Origin of the sequence: Bacillus pinisoli, from assembly GCF_023036475.1 — a bacterium.
Taxonomy (GTDB): domain Bacteria; phylum Bacillota; class Bacilli; order Bacillales; family SA4; genus Bacillus_BS; species Bacillus_BS pinisoli.
In genome coordinates this window covers 116735-133355 of sequence record NZ_JAJQKI010000008.1, presented here as the reverse complement: position 1 = coordinate 133355, position 16621 = coordinate 116735, and the positions used below count along the sequence as shown (strand labels likewise).

The 16621-nt window shown below is 36.5% G+C and carries 14 protein-coding genes, 1 tRNA gene and 1 pseudogene; 5 read left to right on the top strand and 11 right to left on the bottom strand.

Features of this window, described 5'->3' with window-relative positions; genetic code table 11:
- Positions 1-34 precede the first annotated feature (34 nt).
- The gene (locus LT143_RS13165) at positions 35-3691 is read left to right on the top strand and encodes a P-loop NTPase fold protein (RefSeq protein ID WP_246943658.1); all 3657 of its coding nucleotides are present in this window, start codon (positions 35-37) and stop codon (positions 3689-3691) included.
- Positions 3692-3752: 61 nt separating this feature from the next.
- Here LT143_RS13165 and yhbH read toward each other — a convergent pair.
- From yhbH to queG, 7 genes and pseudogenes are all read right to left on the bottom strand, one after another.
- Positions 3753-4787 (bottom strand): annotated as a pseudogene (yhbH, locus tag LT143_RS13160) (sporulation protein YhbH); the annotation flags it as partial.
- 275 nt (positions 4788-5062) lie between these two features.
- Positions 5063-5224, bottom strand: coding sequence for a hypothetical protein (locus LT143_RS13155; protein ID WP_246943656.1), 162 nt, complete (start codon positions 5222-5224; stop codon positions 5063-5065).
- A gap of 246 nt (positions 5225-5470) precedes the next feature.
- Positions 5471-7366, bottom strand: coding sequence for a PrkA family serine protein kinase (locus tag LT143_RS13150; RefSeq protein ID WP_246943654.1), 1896 nt, complete (start codon positions 7364-7366; stop codon positions 5471-5473).
- Positions 7367-7474: 108 nt separating this feature from the next.
- Positions 7475-8368, bottom strand: coding sequence for an SDR family oxidoreductase (locus tag LT143_RS13145; protein WP_246943651.1), 894 nt, complete (start codon positions 8366-8368; stop codon positions 7475-7477).
- Positions 8369-8900: 532 nt separating this feature from the next.
- Positions 8901-9374 (bottom strand): tRNA (uridine(34)/cytosine(34)/5-carboxymethylaminomethyluridine(34)-2'-O)-methyltransferase TrmL, encoded by a 474-nt coding sequence (trmL, locus tag LT143_RS13140; protein WP_246943649.1) that lies wholly within the window; start codon positions 9372-9374, stop codon positions 8901-8903.
- Between the two features lie 94 nt (positions 9375-9468).
- A complete protein-coding gene (locus tag LT143_RS13135; RefSeq protein WP_246943648.1) occupies positions 9469-10350 on the bottom strand; it encodes an amidase domain-containing protein in 882 nt (293 codons plus the stop codon).
- A gap of 58 nt (positions 10351-10408) precedes the next feature.
- The gene (queG, locus tag LT143_RS13130) at positions 10409-11545 is read right to left on the bottom strand and encodes a tRNA epoxyqueuosine(34) reductase QueG (protein ID WP_246943646.1); all 1137 of its coding nucleotides are present in this window, start codon (positions 11543-11545) and stop codon (positions 10409-10411) included.
- An 87-nt stretch (positions 11546-11632) separates the two neighbouring features.
- Here queG and LT143_RS13125 point away from each other — a divergent pair, with 87 nt between their 5' ends.
- Positions 11633-12301: a B3/B4 domain-containing protein gene (locus tag LT143_RS13125; protein ID WP_246943644.1), complete on the top strand. Its 669-nt coding sequence runs from the start codon at positions 11633-11635 to the stop codon at positions 12299-12301.
- 56 nt (positions 12302-12357) lie between these two features.
- On the opposite strand, the gene LT143_RS13120 is transcribed toward LT143_RS13125, so the two are convergent.
- A tRNA-Gly gene (locus tag LT143_RS13120) sits at positions 12358-12431 on the bottom strand.
- A gap of 204 nt (positions 12432-12635) precedes the next feature.
- On the opposite strand from LT143_RS13120, the gene LT143_RS13115 reads away from it, so the two are divergent.
- Positions 12636-13748, top strand: a complete 1113-nt coding sequence (locus LT143_RS13115; protein WP_246943770.1) for a YibE/F family protein — start codon at positions 12636-12638, stop codon at positions 13746-13748.
- Positions 13745-14506 (top strand): YibE/F family protein, encoded by a 762-nt coding sequence (locus LT143_RS13110; RefSeq protein ID WP_246943642.1) that lies wholly within the window; start codon positions 13745-13747, stop codon positions 14504-14506. The genes LT143_RS13115 and LT143_RS13110 overlap by 4 nt, the downstream gene beginning before the upstream one ends.
- A 226-nt stretch (positions 14507-14732) precedes the next feature.
- Here LT143_RS13110 and LT143_RS13105 read toward each other — a convergent pair whose 3' ends face one another.
- Positions 14733-15173: an Lrp/AsnC family transcriptional regulator gene (locus LT143_RS13105; protein WP_246943640.1), complete on the bottom strand. Its 441-nt coding sequence runs from the start codon at positions 15171-15173 to the stop codon at positions 14733-14735.
- 123 nt (positions 15174-15296) lie between these two features.
- Between LT143_RS13105 and LT143_RS13100 the strand changes: the two genes are divergently transcribed.
- Positions 15297-15716 carry a carboxymuconolactone decarboxylase family protein gene (locus LT143_RS13100; protein WP_246943638.1) on the top strand — a complete coding sequence of 140 codons (420 nt, stop codon included), beginning with the start codon at positions 15297-15299 and terminating at the stop codon, positions 15714-15716.
- 163 nt (positions 15717-15879) lie between these two features.
- On the opposite strand, the gene LT143_RS13095 is transcribed toward LT143_RS13100, so the two are convergent.
- Complete coding sequence (locus LT143_RS13095) at positions 15880-16299, bottom strand: hypothetical protein (protein ID WP_246943636.1); 420 nt, start codon at positions 16297-16299, stop codon at positions 15880-15882.
- A 3-nt stretch (positions 16300-16302) separates the two neighbouring features.
- On the bottom strand, positions 16303-16602 hold the full coding sequence (locus LT143_RS20760; RefSeq protein WP_418909834.1) for a TIGR04104 family putative zinc finger protein: 300 nt from the start codon (positions 16600-16602) through the stop codon (positions 16303-16305).
- Positions 16603-16621: the final 19 nt, after the last annotated feature.

Genomic DNA, 16621 nt, shown 5'->3' with positions numbered 1-16621 from the left:
GGTTTATTATTTGTGTATTAGGTGGGAGGAAATTATGTTAAAAAAAGAAAAAAAGAAGGCCTTACCTACTTTTATTAATGATGTTCCGATTGGTATAAGGGAAGAAGATAAATTTCAATTTTATCATATTGCTGAAATGTTAAAAGCAGCAATTGATACTGCTTCAAAAGCAATGCATATATGTTTAGCAGGACAATGGGGGTCCGGAAAGTCAACAGTTTTAAGTTTATTAGAGAATATGTATAATAATGAAAATGAAAAAGTAAAGTTTATAACTGTGAGTGTCTGGAAATTTGCTGAAAACCCAACTTCATTACAACGGAAGATCCTTCGAGACCTAGAATCAGAATTTGGTGTAAATGTTAAAGATGGCTTTGAACGTACCAAAAGCCAGGCAGATAACTTAACGCTTGGTGGTTTTTTTGCAGCAATGAGTCTCTTAGTTGCTAAGAAAATATCGTTTTGGATTATTACAAGTTTATTTGTACTTCTGTTAACGATTGGTTCTTACTTCTCAGCACCAATGGTAAAGGAACTTATATCAAGTTTTAGCATTGGTACTTATATAATTTTACTTATTGGATTAATTGCTAAATCTCAAATTTCTATAGGGAAGACTATTACATATAATGACATACCATTAAGTTTCAGTGACCAATTTGAAAAACGATTTGAGAATTTACTAAAAACTCAATCTGAAAAATATAATAAGGTAATTATCATATTTGATGACATGGACAGGCTACCTCATAATCAACTCTACGCTTCTCTAAATACTGTTCGCACCTTCTTAAGAATGAAGAGTATCAATAACTGTACATTTATTGTACCTTGTGATGAAAATATTCTACGTGAAGAGTTAAGAGAGGCTATTGTAGATTACGACGGAGAAAAACATGACAGTTATGAAGATAATCAAGTGTCTGAATTTCTGAATAAAACATTTGACTTAATGATTAGATTGCCACTAGTTGAACAACGGAATATGAAAGAATATGCAATTGGCTTATTACTGGCACAACCGAACGATTGGTCCCTTAATCACCAAAGATCTTTAAACAATGTATTGAGTGTTTTAATCCATTCAGAAATTACAACACCCCGTCAAGTAATAAAAATTCTCAATGCTTTTACAGCTGATTGGGAACTTGCCAAACGTAGGGATTTAGAGAACAAAACAGTTTTTCTTACAAAAAACCCAATAGACCTGGCTATTTTTACTGTACTAAAAACTGATTATCCACAATTCTTTGATGCATTAAAAAGAGATTCGTCTCTATTAAGAAACGCAAAAAATGTAGAAGATGTCCTTGAAAGATATAAGAAGAATGAAAACTTCCCACGTTTATTTATTTCTAAAGTATTAAAATTTATCCCTTTTGACATACGGCCATATCTTTACTTCCATAATACAGAACTTAATCCAATTACGGGTCGTCTAACTTTAATGGAAGCAAGACAATCACTTATCAATGGAGATGAGGCAACTTTCAAATTGAATTTTGAAAAATTAGATTTAGATGAAAAGCCTATAATCTTGGATTCAATAATAGAAGAATTTAACAACGAAATCGAAATGGGTAACATTTTAGAGATTTTATTCACTGATTCGAAGTATGTTACTCATGTTACTGAATCCAGAAGACATGATTGGGAATATGGGTTAGAACAAAATATTGATATTATTATAAATTTCCCTTTAGAAAACGTGTTAAAGGTATTTGATTTATTAGTTACATCTAATATTGTTTGGGAAAAATTTGGGGGTAAAATCTTAAACAATAGAAGAGGTTATGATAATGATGTTATTTTTGAAGCATGGAGAAAGCATCCCCAATTAATAGAACGCCTAAATATTCACGAAAAGCTGGTAAATTTGATTTCAGATAATGCTAGACAGATTGGTTACTTAGTAGATAATGATCCATATTATGTTGAAGAAAAATTGTTACAACTTGAAAAGGACCATTCATTGTTTAAGGACTTTAAATGGATTACTATTCTTTTAGATACAGTAGACTCCGTGTTTCATAACATTCAGACTGAACATGAGGATGTTGAGGAACAAAACATAGATTATAGTAGTTTACAATTACCGTTTAACATTGTAGATTGGTTAACTCACATTGATGATGGGACAAAAAGTCGCATAAATGTTGCTGAGGCAAAGAGATTTATTTCTTATATAAACATCCTTGATGATATTATTTTTGAAGGTTTTGATACTTATATTTTCGAACCCCTAATTAATAATAATGATGTAGAATCTATAACAGAGCTCCTGTATTATTATGGTGAAAGAGATGGAATCCGTCTTCTTAGTGAACATGTCCTATTACAATTAAACATATTATTGAAAGATTATGTGGATGATAATCAGTTGAATACTATGCTGTTAAAAACGATTCAAGAGGTTTGGAACAATAATCCTGAGGATGCACTATATCTAGGAAGTCAACTTGTAAGTATTCCTTCTGTTATTGGATGGATCATTGGGAAATATGAGTTTGGTACAGGAGTACATGATAAGGAGATAAAACAATCATTTATGTTTGTTGACAATCTTGTAACTGCTGAACAATTGCATTCTATTATTCTAGAGAAAAACATCGTCGAATCAAATGATTCAATGCAGCTTGATTTACTATCTATATTTGAAGGCTCAAATTCACTATTGAAAAAGTATTCCGAAATCCATCCGGATTTGTTTAATTTCGAGAAATTTGACTCTTTAAGATTTGAAGCATCCAGCGATATCTTTAAATCGAAATTCAAATTACCTTTAATTTTAAAAAGGTATCATAATGATCATATGTTAGATATTGAGCGCGAGATGGTTGCATTGATTAACGAACAGTCTAGCTACTTATATTCTGGCAATTATCCATATCGTAACCAATGGAATAATACACTAAATGAATTATTTGGTATTTATTTAGATGAATGTTCTGCTGTTTCGTCACAATTAGACCTAATTGAAAAATTTAACTTCATTTCAGATAACCCTGGTGTTTTTCAATTTTTATCACCAATCAATAGAGATAAGTTTATAACCATTTCTGCTAGTCATATTCCAAGTGGCAATCAACAATTTAACACTTATATTTATAATAATTCATCTTATTCTCACAAGGAACACATAAGAGCATTTGCAGAGAGATTCCAGTTCTATAAGTTAGAAGAGCAAAATACTATACTTACCAAAATAAGAAGCCATGAAGCAGATGTCTATTCATTGTTTTATCAGGAGTTAAAGAAACAATTACAGTTACAACAAGTAATTGAAATTATCGATTCACTTCACTCCTTAACGTTTACTGATTCAGAAAAAGATGAAATCGTTAAATTAATGTTGGATCATGCAATGAGTGAAGCATTGAATAATTGGTTTAATGAACATCTTGAAAGTTTTTTTGACAAACCAAATATAATCATAAGGCAAGCACTAAAATATGCTATTCAAAATTTTTCAATACCAATAAATTCGCTTGAAACAGTAAGAGATTCTCTCTCTTACAATGATGAACGTACAGAAATCGGATTAATGATATTACTTAACCAAATTGATAAACAACTTGCAGAACAAATGAAGGAAAAGATAAAAGCAATTTATTTCAAGTCAGAATTTACTGATTTAGCTCAGCAAGTAATGTCAAAGTTTGGTTGGAAGAAACCTAGATTAAAAGTATAATTATCCAGTGAAAAAACTTGTCATCTTTGATAAGTTTTTTTATTTGGGTATATCCTTGCTAGTTATACTGATTGACTTCTCCATATCCAAACATATTGGATACCTTCATTAACTCTTCGACAAGTTTGACACATCTGACATTGTCTGATGTTAGGTTGTCACCATCTGAGAAATGAAATGGATAGATATTGTAGCGAGTGGGGGAATACTTGCCGTCTACTAATTCTAGTGCTTTTTTATAGGCGGAGGAGCATATCGTTCCACCACTTTCTCCTTTTGAGAAAAAGTCTTCTTCTGGCACGACCTTTGCCTCGGTATGATGAGCGATAAATTCAATTTCAACGGATTCATATTTTGTTCGAAGAAAGCGAGTCATCCAGAAGAAAAAGCTTCTCGCCATATACTTCTCCCAAATACCCATTGAACCACTCGTATCCATCATGGCCAGGACGACAGCTTTTGAATCTGGCTTTTGAATTTCATTCCAGGTCTTAAATTTTAAATCTTCCTTATAAATAGGATGAAATTTTGCCTCCCCTTGGAGGGCATTGCGTTTAAACGCAGTAAGCATCGTTTTCTTTTTATCAATGTTACCCATGAGTCCTGTCTTTCGAATATCATTAAATTCAATGTGCTGGATGGTGTTTTCATCTTGTTCTTTTCTCTGTAAGTTTGGTAAGGCTAGTTGGTTGAAGAATGCTTGCTCAAGCTCCATTAACGAGACCTCAGCTTCGTAATAGTCTTCACCCGCTTGATCGCCTGCCCCTTCTCCTTTTCCTGGACCGGGTTGTGGTTTGCCAGAACCATCTCTTGCGACAACATCTCCCACCTGGCTATCTCCACTGCCTTGCCCTACATGTTTATTCTTGTCATAATTATACCGAATTTTATATTCATCTAATGAGCGGATCGGAATCTTAATGACATCTCTGCCATTTGACATAATAATACTTTCTTCCGTTACCAAATCAGGTAAGTTACTCTTGATCGCCTCTTGTACTTTTTCCTTATGTCGTGTCTGATCGTCATGTCCTTTTCGATGGAGGGACCAATCTTCTTTTGAAATCATAAAGTTATCTACATTACTCTCATTCATCATTTATATCCCCTCCTAAAAATTTTTAATTTTTTTATCACCATCATCCTTTAAACGGCATACACTAACTTGACGGCTTTTAGAGGTTCTTACTTTATCTTGATGAAAAGTGGATTACTCTATCCTATGCAGCTTAACTCAATAATTGACAAATTATTTTGATAATTGGGCCTTTATCCTTCAAAATTAGACAAGTTGTTTTGAGAATAGATCCCTTTTGTAGCAAAGGATTATCGGCTTTCTTTAGCCTGCTAAATTGATTTCATATTCATACCTTACGAATGGTCTTTTTCTTGAAACTGCTTTGGATCAGGAGTCAAATGACTTTTTTTCAATTCTTTGTTTGTTTCCATTTGTTCCATTACTTTAGAATGCTTCTTTAATTCCTCTAGACTACTAACCATTGAGCTATTTTCTGGTTTTCTGCTTTTGTTCATTATCAATCACCTCTGGTAGTTATTTACCCTGTGAAGGTGGGGGTGAAACAACGTAATGTTTGTTTGATATGTGCATAAATCTTTATTTTTGTGCAGTAATTCTAAATTTTGTGCAGAAAACTTTAAATTCGTGCTGAAAATCCAAGTTTTGTGCTTAAATGGAAAATTTTGCGCAAAAACACTTTCCCGAGGAACGAATGTAAAAAAAGGAGCGGTACTCATCATCGAGTACCCTCCTCTTTCTATTTACCGGTTCAGTAAGCTTCCTACATAACGCAGTAAATCGTTTGCTGAAGTCGAGTTATAGCCATGTTCCTCAATTAGGCGTGCTACAACTTCATTAACTTTCTTCAGTTGGACTTCATCCGGCGTTTTGGACGAAGTTGTGATCTTCACTACATCTTTTAGGTCAGCAAATAGCTTTTTCTGGATCGCCTCGCGTAGACGCTCATGCGAATTATAATCGAAGCGTTGGCCTTTTCTAGCGTAAGCTGAGATACGGATTAAGATTTCTTCACGGAATGCTCGCTTCGCATTTTCCGAGATGCCAATTTGTTCTTCAATGGAACGCATTAGCTTTTCGTCCGGATTCATCTCTTCACCGGTTAATGGATCTCTTAGCTTATTCTTGTTGCAGAAGGCCTCAACATTGTCTAAGTAGTTATCCATTAATGTTTTCGCTGATTCTTCATAGGAGTACACGAATGCTTTTTGAACTTCCTTCTTGGCAATTTCGTCGTATTCCTTACGAGCAACTGAAATATAGTTCATAAAGCGCTCTCGGTCCTCGTTGGAAATAGATGCGTGTTGATCTAATCCATCCTTTAACGAGCGTAGAACATCTAGCGCATTGATTGAAGGATTTTCCTTACGAATAATAGCGGAAGAAATTCGGTTAATGACATAACGCGGGTCAATACCAGTCATACCTTCGTCATTAAATTCCTTTTTCATTTCCTCTACATCTACTAGGTTAAAGCCTTCTACTGACTCTCCGTCATACAGTCTCATCTTTTTAACTAAATCAATGTCACCTTTTTTCGGTTGCTTTAATCGAGTTAAAATCGTAAACATTGCTGCCACTCGAAGCGTATGTGGAGCAATATGAACATTATATACATCACTTTCTTTAATCATTTTTTCATAGATTCGTTCTTCTTCTGAGACTTTCAGATTATATGGAACAGGCATAACAATAATACGAGAATGAAGGGCTTCGTTCTTTTTGTTGGAGATAAAGGAGCGATATTCTGCTTCGTTTGTGTGGGCAACGATTAATTCGTCTGCGGAAATCAGGGCGAATCTGCCTGCTTTGAAGTTACCTTCTTGGGTAAGAGATAATAAGTGCCATAAGAACTTTTCATCACATTTTAACATCTCTTGGAATTCCATCATACCGCGGTTTGCTTTGTTTAGCTCTCCGTCAAAACGATAGGCACGTGGATCTGACTCTGATCCAAACTCTGCGATTGTGGAAAAGTCGATACTACCCGTTAGGTCGGCAATATCTTGAGATTTCGGGTCTGATGGACTGAATGTACCAATTCCGACACGCTTATCTTCTGATAGAGTGATTCTTTCAACGATGACGTCTTCAATACGGCCACCGTATTCCTTTTCCAATCTCATTAGATTGAGTGGAGATAGATTTCCTTCAATGCGAACACCATATTCCTGGAAAAACTCTTCCCTTAGGTGGGTTGGAATCAGATGCAAAGGATCTTCATGCATCGGACAACCTTTGATCGCATAAATGGCTCCCTTGTCTGTCCGGGTATAAGCTTCAAGTCCACGTTTTAACATGGCGACAAGCGTGGATTTCCCTCCACTTACAGGGCCCATTAATAAAAGGATCCGTTTTCTAACATCTAAGCGCTTTGCTGCTGGATGAAAGTATTCTTCCACTAGTCTTTCTAATGCTTCTTCTAGTCCAAACATTTGATGACTGAAAAAATTATATTTCTTTTTTCCATCAACTTCATCAATTCCAGCATCCTTTATCATATTGTATACTCTCGAATGAGCAGACTGTGCGATGTAAGGACGCTCTTTTACAAGCTCCAAATACTCAGCGAAGGTACCTTCCCACTTAAGACGATGCTCCTCTTCTCGATGCTCTTCAATTCTTCTTAATATATCCATAAGGACCTCCTTCATTACTTCCTTGTAAGAAGTTGAGATTATTACAATCTATGCAGAGCCGTCCCTTATCATTACTTGGATTGGAATTTATCTTGTGAATGATCCTTTTTACCCTCCTACAAAACTGCCGCCATTTACATGAATCATTTCACCTGTCACATAGCTTGAATCACTACATGCTAAGTACACAAAAGCTGGCGCTAATTCGTAAGGTTGACCGGCTCGCTTCATCTCTGTTTCTCTATAGCCAAACGTCATGACATCTTTTGCAGAAAAGCTGGACGGGATTAGTGGTGTCCAAATTGGACCAGGTGCCACACCGTTTACGCGTATTCCCTTTCCCGCTAAAGAAAGGGCAAGGGATCTAGTAAAGGTTACGACCGCCCCTTTTGTTGATGAGTAATCAATTAATTTTTCATGACCTCGATAGGCGACAACGGACGAGGTGTTAATGATTGAGCTTCCTTTTTCCATAAAAGGTAAAGCTGCTTTTGTTAAATAGAAGATAGAGAATACATTCGATTGAAACGTACGGTGAAGCTGAGCCGTTGAGATATCTAAAATGCTATCAGACACAAATTGCATGGCTGCATTATTTACTAAAATATCTATTTTTCCAAAATGGTGTACCGTTTGAGCAACGATTGTTTGGCAGAACTCCTCGTCTCCAAGATCTCCTCTGAATGCTACACATTTTCTACCTAACTCTTCTACTCGCTGTTTCGTAACCTGGGCATCTTGATCTTCGTATAAGTAAGCAAACGCGATGTCCGCCCCTTCCTTAGCATACGCGATGGCAACAGCACGGCCAATACCGCTATCAGCGCCTGTTATTAGCGCTATTTTTCCTTTTAATTTACCAGCTGGCTTGTATGACTTTACCTCACTGATTGGTTGTGGGTCCATCACATATTGAAGTCCTGGGTGAATATCCTGATGCTGAGGAGGAAATTGTACGGGGATTTCCTCACACTTTTGAATGCTACCATAATTTCGTCGCATCAACTGTTGCCTCCTTTACAAGTTATACAGTAGCCTATGACGGCCGTTGCAAAGAGGTTCTCTAAAAAAATTTGAAAATGTCATACATTTCAATGACGAATCTGGACAATTTCGCTATAATAGAGTTATGTTTTTGGGAAGACTAGGTTCTAAAGGAGGTCGTAAGTAAGATGGGTCTTATATTAATTCTCGGGGTTTCTCTAGCATTTTTAACAGCTATTTTCTCAGCTGGTTATAATTCAAAGCCAGGTATTAAAAAATAATAGTAGTAAGAAGAAACCAACCGGTGGACGGTTGGTTTTTTTGTTGGTACTGGGATTTGTGCGGTTACCACTATAATCGGTTTTAGACACCACGACTTTTTACTATAAACTTGAAACAGCTCATTTTTGGTTTTGTGCAATTAATCGTTAGTTCTGTGCGTATTCCCTTAAGTACTGTGCAATTCTTCCCGACTTCTGTACGCTACCCCTTCATTTGTGTGCAATTCCGGACTACGTGCTTCAAAAGCCCAATAAAAAACCCGGACTTTTTACGTTAGTCCAGGGAAATTTTGCTGTCTCAACACTTCATAGATTAAAATAGCGGCTGTATTTGATAAATTTAGTGATCTAACCTCATCATTCATGGGGATGCGTAAACAGCGATCCATGTTCCGTTCGATTAATTCCTTCGGTAGACCGTCTGATTCTTTTCCGAAAACAAAGAAATAATCTTTTTCTAGGTTACTGTAATCACAAGTCGAATGTGGCTTTTGGCCAAACTTCGTTAAGTAGTAGAATTCTCCGTCCTTGTATTTATTAAAAAGCTCATCGAGTGAGTCATAATAATATATGTTCACATGCTGCCAGTAATCAAGCCCTGCTCTTTTTAACACTTTGTCATCTGGCGAGAAGCCCAGGGGACGAATTAAATGTAATGTTGTGTCTGTGGCTGCACAGCTTCGTGCGATATTACCCGTATTGGCAGGGAGTTCTGGTTGATACATTACGACATGTATTCCCACGATTGTTCACCTCGTCATCAAATCATCTATTCAGTAGTATACCATAAACGAAAATATAGAATTAAGCATGAAAAAAACTTGGCATTCGCCAAGTCTACTTCGATCGATCATCCACAATGTGTAAAAAAGCATATTTGATGTTCGGGGTATAGGCTGTTGAGTCTGTGTATGACCAATATCTCATCCGACTATTATGGGTGTGTGCGTTAACGAGTGGCATGTTGTTTCGGTCCTTCGCGACGACAATCGTGTTATGATTGAATTTGCCGTCCCCTTCAAAGTCATAGCAAATAACATCACCAATGGATAACTCGGCCGCGCTATTTTTTTCGATAGCTCTTACTCCTGACTTTGCATTAGGTAAATAACGACGTAAAGCATTCGCGACGGACCAACTATAGCTCCAATTGCCATTTTTCATCCACCAGCCTTTGCCACGGTTTGGGTAACCCGTCATCGATGCGCCGCCTGCGTGCAAGCACTGTGAGATAAAGTTCGTGCAATCTACTTCAAACTTCTTGAATTGAGGGTTATATGAATCCCACCATTGCTCCGCATATTGCACCGCTGCTCTACGGTCGTAGATAAACGGTGCACGTTCGTCGTCATCCTCTGCCACGAGATCTCTTTCATCAAAAGGCTCTTCATTCATCGTATTGGTTATTAATTGATCATCTACCACCTGATTATGCTGAATGAAGGCAACTCTCTCTTCAACATTTTCCTCATTCACAAAATGATTGTTTTGTTTGATGAGGTCCATGAAGCGAACGGAATAATGAACCCTTTTCCCACCATTTGGGACTTCTTCTATTTTAGAAATCTCACAAAGCGCCTGACTTTTAACAATTAACGCTTCTCTTTCTTTTAACTGTCTGTATCTCTGGTTCCAATCCTTACGAGTTGAAGACTGACGACCGACATTGGCATGAACTCTACCTGAAATATATGTTTCTAACACTTTTCGCACATTCATCCTACATTTCACCCTTTCTTTGAGGTGCTACTTTATAGGTATGAATAGAAGAATAGATTCATGATTTCGTTAATAGCTGTAAGCCTTTTTCAATTTCGTTTAAGACATCTTCGTCTTTTTCGCGTGCCTTGGCTTTCAACAGTAACTTTTGACTTTCGTCTGTTCCAATTTTACCGATCGCCCATGCAGCTGTTCCTCTCATGACCGGACGCGTATCCTCAAAGAGAACTTTTGTTAACTCAGGAATGGACGTTTCGTCCTTATAATGAGCCAAAGCAATAATCGCATTCCGTTGAATCGGCTTTTTTCCTCGCCATGAGCCGGAGATGGGACCAAATCGTTCCTTAAACTCTCGGTTTGAAATGCTCAGTAATGGCTTTAGCAACGGCTTTACGATTTCGGGATCAGGTTCCATTTCTGCGTGAAAGTGAAAATCCTTGCCTTTATTTTCAGGGCAGACAAGCTGACAGGTATCACATCCGTATAAACGGTTACCTATCTTTTCACGATATTGATCAGGTATAAATCCTTTAATCTGAGTAATAAACGCAATACATTTATTTGAATCTAACTGACCGCCCTGAACGAGCGCTCCAGTTGGGCAGGCATCAATACATTTTGTACATGTCCCACAATTATCCTCAATGGGCTTGTCTGGAATAAACGGAATGGTTGTGATCATTTCGCCTAGGTACACGTATGATCCAAATTCAGGAGTGATAATCGCACAGTTTTTCCCGCTCCAGCCGATTCCTGCTCGCTCTGCAACGGCTCGGTCCGAAAGCTCGCCTGTATCAACCATTGATTTCAGACGACAATCTGGTACTCGTTCAAGTAGAAAAGCTTCTAGCTTTTTCAAACGATCACGTAATACATCATGATAGTCCTGTCCCCATGAGGCACGACAAAATATACCGCGTCTCTCTGACTTTGTACTTCTTGGTGCATTTTTTAGTTTTGACGGGTAAGCTAACGCGATGGCGATAATAGATTTTGCTTGTGGTAAAACAAGCTCTGGGTTCGTTCTTTTCTCAAGATCTGGCTCTTCAAAACCAGACTGGTAACCTAATTCTTGCTGTCTCACAAGTCGTTCTTTTAATTCAATAAAGGGCGACGGGCTGGCAAACCCGATCTTATCAATGCCAATCGTTTTACTATACTGAACAAGCTCTTCCTGTAACGTACGAATATCCATGCGAATCACTCCTTTCTTGATAAGTTTTGATCAAAATTATATAGTGATAGTATCATATTTCACAGTTCTCAAAAAGGAGGTAAGTTTTTGAAAATTTCTATAGACTCAAAGCTAGCCCAAACGATACCCGGTTTTAAAATCGGTGTTATTACATATAAAAATATCGTAGTTGGCGCATCGCCTCAAATGATTAAAGGGCGTCTTCAATTGTATCAAGAATCGATTGCCATTGATCTTGACTCCACTCCTCTGGCTGACTTTAAAAAAGGTATTCAAGAATGGCGACAAGTGTTTAAACAGCTTGGTGTGGACCCTAGTAAATATCGTCCATCTCATGAAGCGTTACTAAGAAGAGTAGCAAAAAGACAATTTTTAACAACAATACACTCTGCTGCTGACATTAACAACTTCTTTTCCATGCAATATGGTATTCCTATAGGGATTTATGATGCGGACAAGTTAAACGGTGATCTTGAAATAAGACTTGGTCGTGAAAGTGAATCGTACGAAGGGTTGAACAATAGAGAGATCGATGCTTCAGGAAAGCTTGTATCAGTAGATCAGACTGGTCCATTTGGCAGTCCCTATGTGGATGCAAAACGAACAGCTGTTACAGAAGAAACGACGTCAGCACTCCAAATTGTATACTTATTAGCTTCTATGGAATCAGAAGAAGCACATGAACTTTTAACGGCGATGAGTAATATGTTTACACAAGTAAACGGAGGAATTGCAAATTGTTCTATAGAACAATAAAAAACGCAATACTCCGTTTTCTCTTAAACGAAACACTGCGTTTGTAAACATATGTATGGAGCGGGTGATGAGAATCGAACTCACAACATCAGCTTGGAAGGCTGAGGTTTTACCACTAAACTACACCCGCATATTATGTGGCTCTTTTGTAAGAACAGTTATAAATATATCACAGGCTAAAATACTTGTCTACAATTTTCGTCAAAAAATTTACTTTTCAACTCATCACCAATTTTTAGTTTATGCTTCTTCATTAAATTTATACATCAAAATTGCCATACCTATGATGAATCGGTTAAGGTAAGACAGTATCTCTTTTCGGAGCTGGAGGTTTATTTTGAATTTTTTAAAGAAAATAACTAGCAAACAACTACTTTTTTATACCATCACCATTCTTGCTTTTGCCGCCAGTATGGTTTTTGTGCATACCAATCATTCCTTTTATGAACGCCCTATTGCGGAAATCGTAAAAGTACAACTGATTGACCAAACGGAAATGGTGGATCAATTTCAAAATGAAGATGTTCAATATACACAGGTTCTCACGGCGGTTATTAAAAATGGTGATGAAAAGGGCACACAAATTTCATTACTAAATGAGTACACCTCAACGAAGGCGTATGATCACGAATTCTTTGTTGGGGACGAGATCTTTGTAAAAATAGATGAGAACCTGAAAGGAACAATCCTTGAAGTTAAACGAGATCAATATATCGTGTTAGTGGCTTGGGTGTTTATTTTTGTGTTGCTTTTTGTAGGGAGAAAACAAGGGTTTCTTTCTATTATCAGTTTAGTCGTGAATGCCGCGCTGTTATCTTATGCACTGGATGTTTATATCACTCATTCTAATTGGAGCTTGCTACTGATTTGCAGTATCAGTGTCATTTTATTTACGGTTATATCCTTATTACTCGTCAACGGCTTGAACGAAAAAACGTATGCCGCTATTGTCGCCACACTTCTTGGTACGTTCCTTTCATTATTCATAACCTGGTTCGTGTTATGGATCACTGGAGAAAAAGGGCTACGATATGAAGAGCTGCAATTTATTACTCGACCTTATAAAGTGGTGTTTTTATCGGGATTGTTTCTTGGTTCACTTGGTGCAGTTATGGACGTAGCCATTACGATGAGCTCTTCCATCTTTAGCTTGTATGAAAAAAATCATCAGATTTCCGTAAAATCACTCATTACTTCTGGGATGGAAATTGGACGAGATATTATGGGAACAATGACGAATATATTGTTCTTTGCCTATGTTAGTGGCTCGATTCCCGTGTTGCTTCTCTATTTCAAGAATTCCTCCCCATTCGGGTTCACGTTATCAATGAACCTTTCTCTAGAACTAGCTCGAGCGTTAGCAGGAGGTATTGGAATAGTATTAACCATTCCAATTGGTCTGTACACGACAATCTATTTCGTAAATAGAAAGAGGGCGAGAGCATGAATACACTTGTATTGCTAGGCGCCATTCTCTTTCTATTAATGACTGTGATTGGTGGTAGAAAAGGCATTCGATCGTTTATAGCTATATTTTTAAATTTTGGCGTCATTATTATCTCGGTAATTTTAATGAACGACCCGAATATTAATCCGATTATCCTAACCTTAATTGCTTGTGTAGTGATTAGCTGTATTAACCTTTTCTATATAAATGAAGTAAATAGTAAAACCAAAACAGCCTTTCTTTCTACTGTCATTTCAACAGTGGTCTTACTAATCTTTATCTTTTTCATCACAAGTAAAGCCAAGATTCAAGGATTTGGTGAAGAAGAAATTGTCGAGCTTAGTGCGTTTTCGCTTTATATCGGAGTAGATTTTGTGAAGATTGGGGCGGCAGTGATTATCATGAGTACCATTGGAGCTATCACGGATACGGCCATCGCGATCTCCTCCCCGATGCGCGAAATTCATTACCACCACCCTGATATTAGTCGGAAAGAGTTATTCCGCTCTGGTTTGAGTATTGGGAAGGATATTTTAGGGACCAGTACGAACACGTTATTTTTCGCCTTTTTTGGTGGCTATCTTGCTCTGTTGATTTGGTTTAAAGATTTAACTTATACACCAGGCGAAATTGTGAATTCGAAAATATTCAGTGCAGAAATCCTTACAATTCTCTGTGCAGGGATTGGTGTGACACTTGTGATTCCGATCACGGCATGGATTACGGCTTATTTTTTTGTGGGGAAACAGAGAGTGTGAACAATAGTTATTACTCTTAAAGAAGTTTAAAATGCTTAATTATTCCTAACAAATAAACAGCATAAAAAGCTTGCGGGAACAAATAAAAAACACATAGTATCACGTGCTACATCCCAGTATGTTTAGCATATTGAATAGCAGTAAAAAATGGAACGTTTAACATCCAAGCGTTCCATTTTGTTATTGTCTTATTTAAAAGCACTCATTATAACTTTTTCAATTTTGGTTACTGTGAATCGACTTTCATACTTGTTTGGACTTCTGAAAAAATAAAATGTGTAACAGTCGAAGCATAAGGATTTACAGTATTAATAAACTCTTCTGCTTTAGCAAAATTTTCAAAGTGTATTTTAAGCATATAGCAAGCATTACCCGCTATTCGGTAACAAAAATCAACATTATGAAGACTTTCTATGAAATGCATAAATCGTTTGTAGTCCCCATTTTTTACTGTTGCCTCTACTATACATTGAATAGGTAGTCCTAATTTTTCGTAGTCAATTTCTAGAGTATATTTTTTTATAATGCCAAAAGACTCCATTTGTCTTACTCGTTCAGTTACAGATGGTGAGGATAAATTAATTCTTCTTCCGAGTTCGCTCATTGATAACCGACTATTTTCAGCCAATTCACTAATTATTTTTTTATCAATATCGTCTATTTTCATTTTTAAAGTAAAACCTCTCTATTTTGTTAATAATTTAAATATTTTAACCTCAAACACATTCCTAGTTTAATGTGAATTTTATATTTCACTGTTTATACTTAATGTAACAAGGGGGTAATACAAATGGCAAGAATTAATCAATCAAATTTTGGGAAAACACCTTTCCAAAAGCTTTTAGGACATAATGCAAAAGTTATGGAGGTATGGTCTAATTTAGGAGAAATATTAGAACAAGACGGACTATTGTCGTCTAAATTAAAAGAACAAGTTAGAAGAACATTGGCACAAAGCAATGGTTGTGAGTATTGCAAGGCAAAAGGAAAGCCTGAGCTTGATACATTTGATGAAAAAACATCTGTTGCAGTGGGGTTTACGGAGGTGTTTTTAAAATACCCCAAAGGAATGGTTCCAGACTTTGCATTCGAAATAGTAAATGAGTATTTTTCTGAGGATGAAATAAGTGAACTTTGTGCTTTTATCAGTTTTACGACAGCTCAACAATATTTTGGTGCAGTAATGAAATTAGAACCGCATGAGTTCTAACTCTGGAAAAGATAAACATAAAGTCCGCTTGGATATACATATCCAAGCGGACTTTATGTTCATTTACCTTATTTTTATGTGATTTTATTCGCTCTAATTGAAAACAGCCTTTATAGTGTTCTCCAAATGATCGCAACTACCTAGAATCTTATACTCAAGCTATTTACTGATTTCTCACTAACTGCTCGATGTAATCGTAATCAATTAGTTGATCTTTAGCCCTATAGAAAAAGCCTTTGTACCTGATAGTATCAGTAGAATTGATGATAAAGTTCTGTATGACTTTTCCGTCGTGATCGAAGATAGTGGTGTTAAAGCTAAATCCCATATATCCAAATGAAGATTTTCCTTTTTGAAAAGTTACTTCGTTCAGATTCTTAATGATATAGGTGATATTACTTTTATCAGTAATATCCATTTCGTATCCTGTGTTTCCATCAAAAATTGTAATTTTTGAAACGTTAGATGCATCCATATCCACAACTTTGTGCGGAATGTAAGTAGCTGCAAAAATCAAAAGTATAATGAAAGGAACAGCAATAATGACCCATTTTATTTTTTTCAAATGACCACCCCTAAACATGATCTACCACATTGGTTCTTCTTTATTACTCAACTCTATCAGGAAAGGCATGATTAGAAACATCGTTAGAAAAACAATAAAACCTAGTAGCAAGAGATAACCTATACTAATACCAAAAGATACGAATGGAATGAAAACCAATAAAGGCACAAAATTAAATAAGCTCATCCGATTTCTTGATTTTTTCGTCAAATATTGAAAAGAATGACATGAAGGGCACGTTAACTTATGTTTAATGGTAAACATTTTTTTGAAGGTTTCGTACCAACTCCACTCACAACCACAATGCTTGCAGATTGGCATGTAAAACACCTCCTAATTC

Excerpts from the sequence above, each read along its gene's own strand:
- LT143_RS13165 (WP_246943658.1), top strand. The coding sequence starts at position 35 with ATGTTAAAAAAAGAAAAAAAGAAGGCCTTACCTACTTTTATTAATGAT.
- LT143_RS13155 (WP_246943656.1), bottom strand. The coding sequence starts at position 5,224 with ATGAACAAAAGCAGAAAACCAGAAAATAGCTCAATGGTTAGTAGTCTA.
- LT143_RS13150 (WP_246943654.1), bottom strand. The coding sequence starts at position 7,366 with ATGGATATATTAAGAAGAATTGAAGAGCATCGAGAAGAGGAGCATCGT.
- LT143_RS13145 (WP_246943651.1), bottom strand. The coding sequence starts at position 8,368 with ATGCGACGAAATTATGGTAGCATTCAAAAGTGTGAGGAAATCCCCGTA.
- LT143_RS13135 (WP_246943648.1), bottom strand. The coding sequence starts at position 10,350 with ATGAATGTGCGAAAAGTGTTAGAAACATATATTTCAGGTAGAGTTCAT.
- queG (WP_246943646.1), bottom strand. The coding sequence starts at position 11,545 with ATGGATATTCGTACGTTACAGGAAGAGCTTGTTCAGTATAGTAAAACG.
- LT143_RS13110 (WP_246943642.1), top strand. The coding sequence starts at position 13,745 with ATGAATACACTTGTATTGCTAGGCGCCATTCTCTTTCTATTAATGACT.
- LT143_RS13105 (WP_246943640.1), bottom strand. The coding sequence starts at position 15,173 with ATGAAAATAGACGATATTGATAAAAAAATAATTAGTGAATTGGCTGAA.
- LT143_RS13100 (WP_246943638.1), top strand. The coding sequence starts at position 15,297 with ATGGCAAGAATTAATCAATCAAATTTTGGGAAAACACCTTTCCAAAAG.
- LT143_RS13095 (WP_246943636.1), bottom strand. The coding sequence starts at position 16,299 with ATGTTTAGGGGTGGTCATTTGAAAAAAATAAAATGGGTCATTATTGCT.
- LT143_RS20760 (WP_418909834.1), bottom strand. The coding sequence starts at position 16,602 with ATGCCAATCTGCAAGCATTGTGGTTGTGAGTGGAGTTGGTACGAAACC.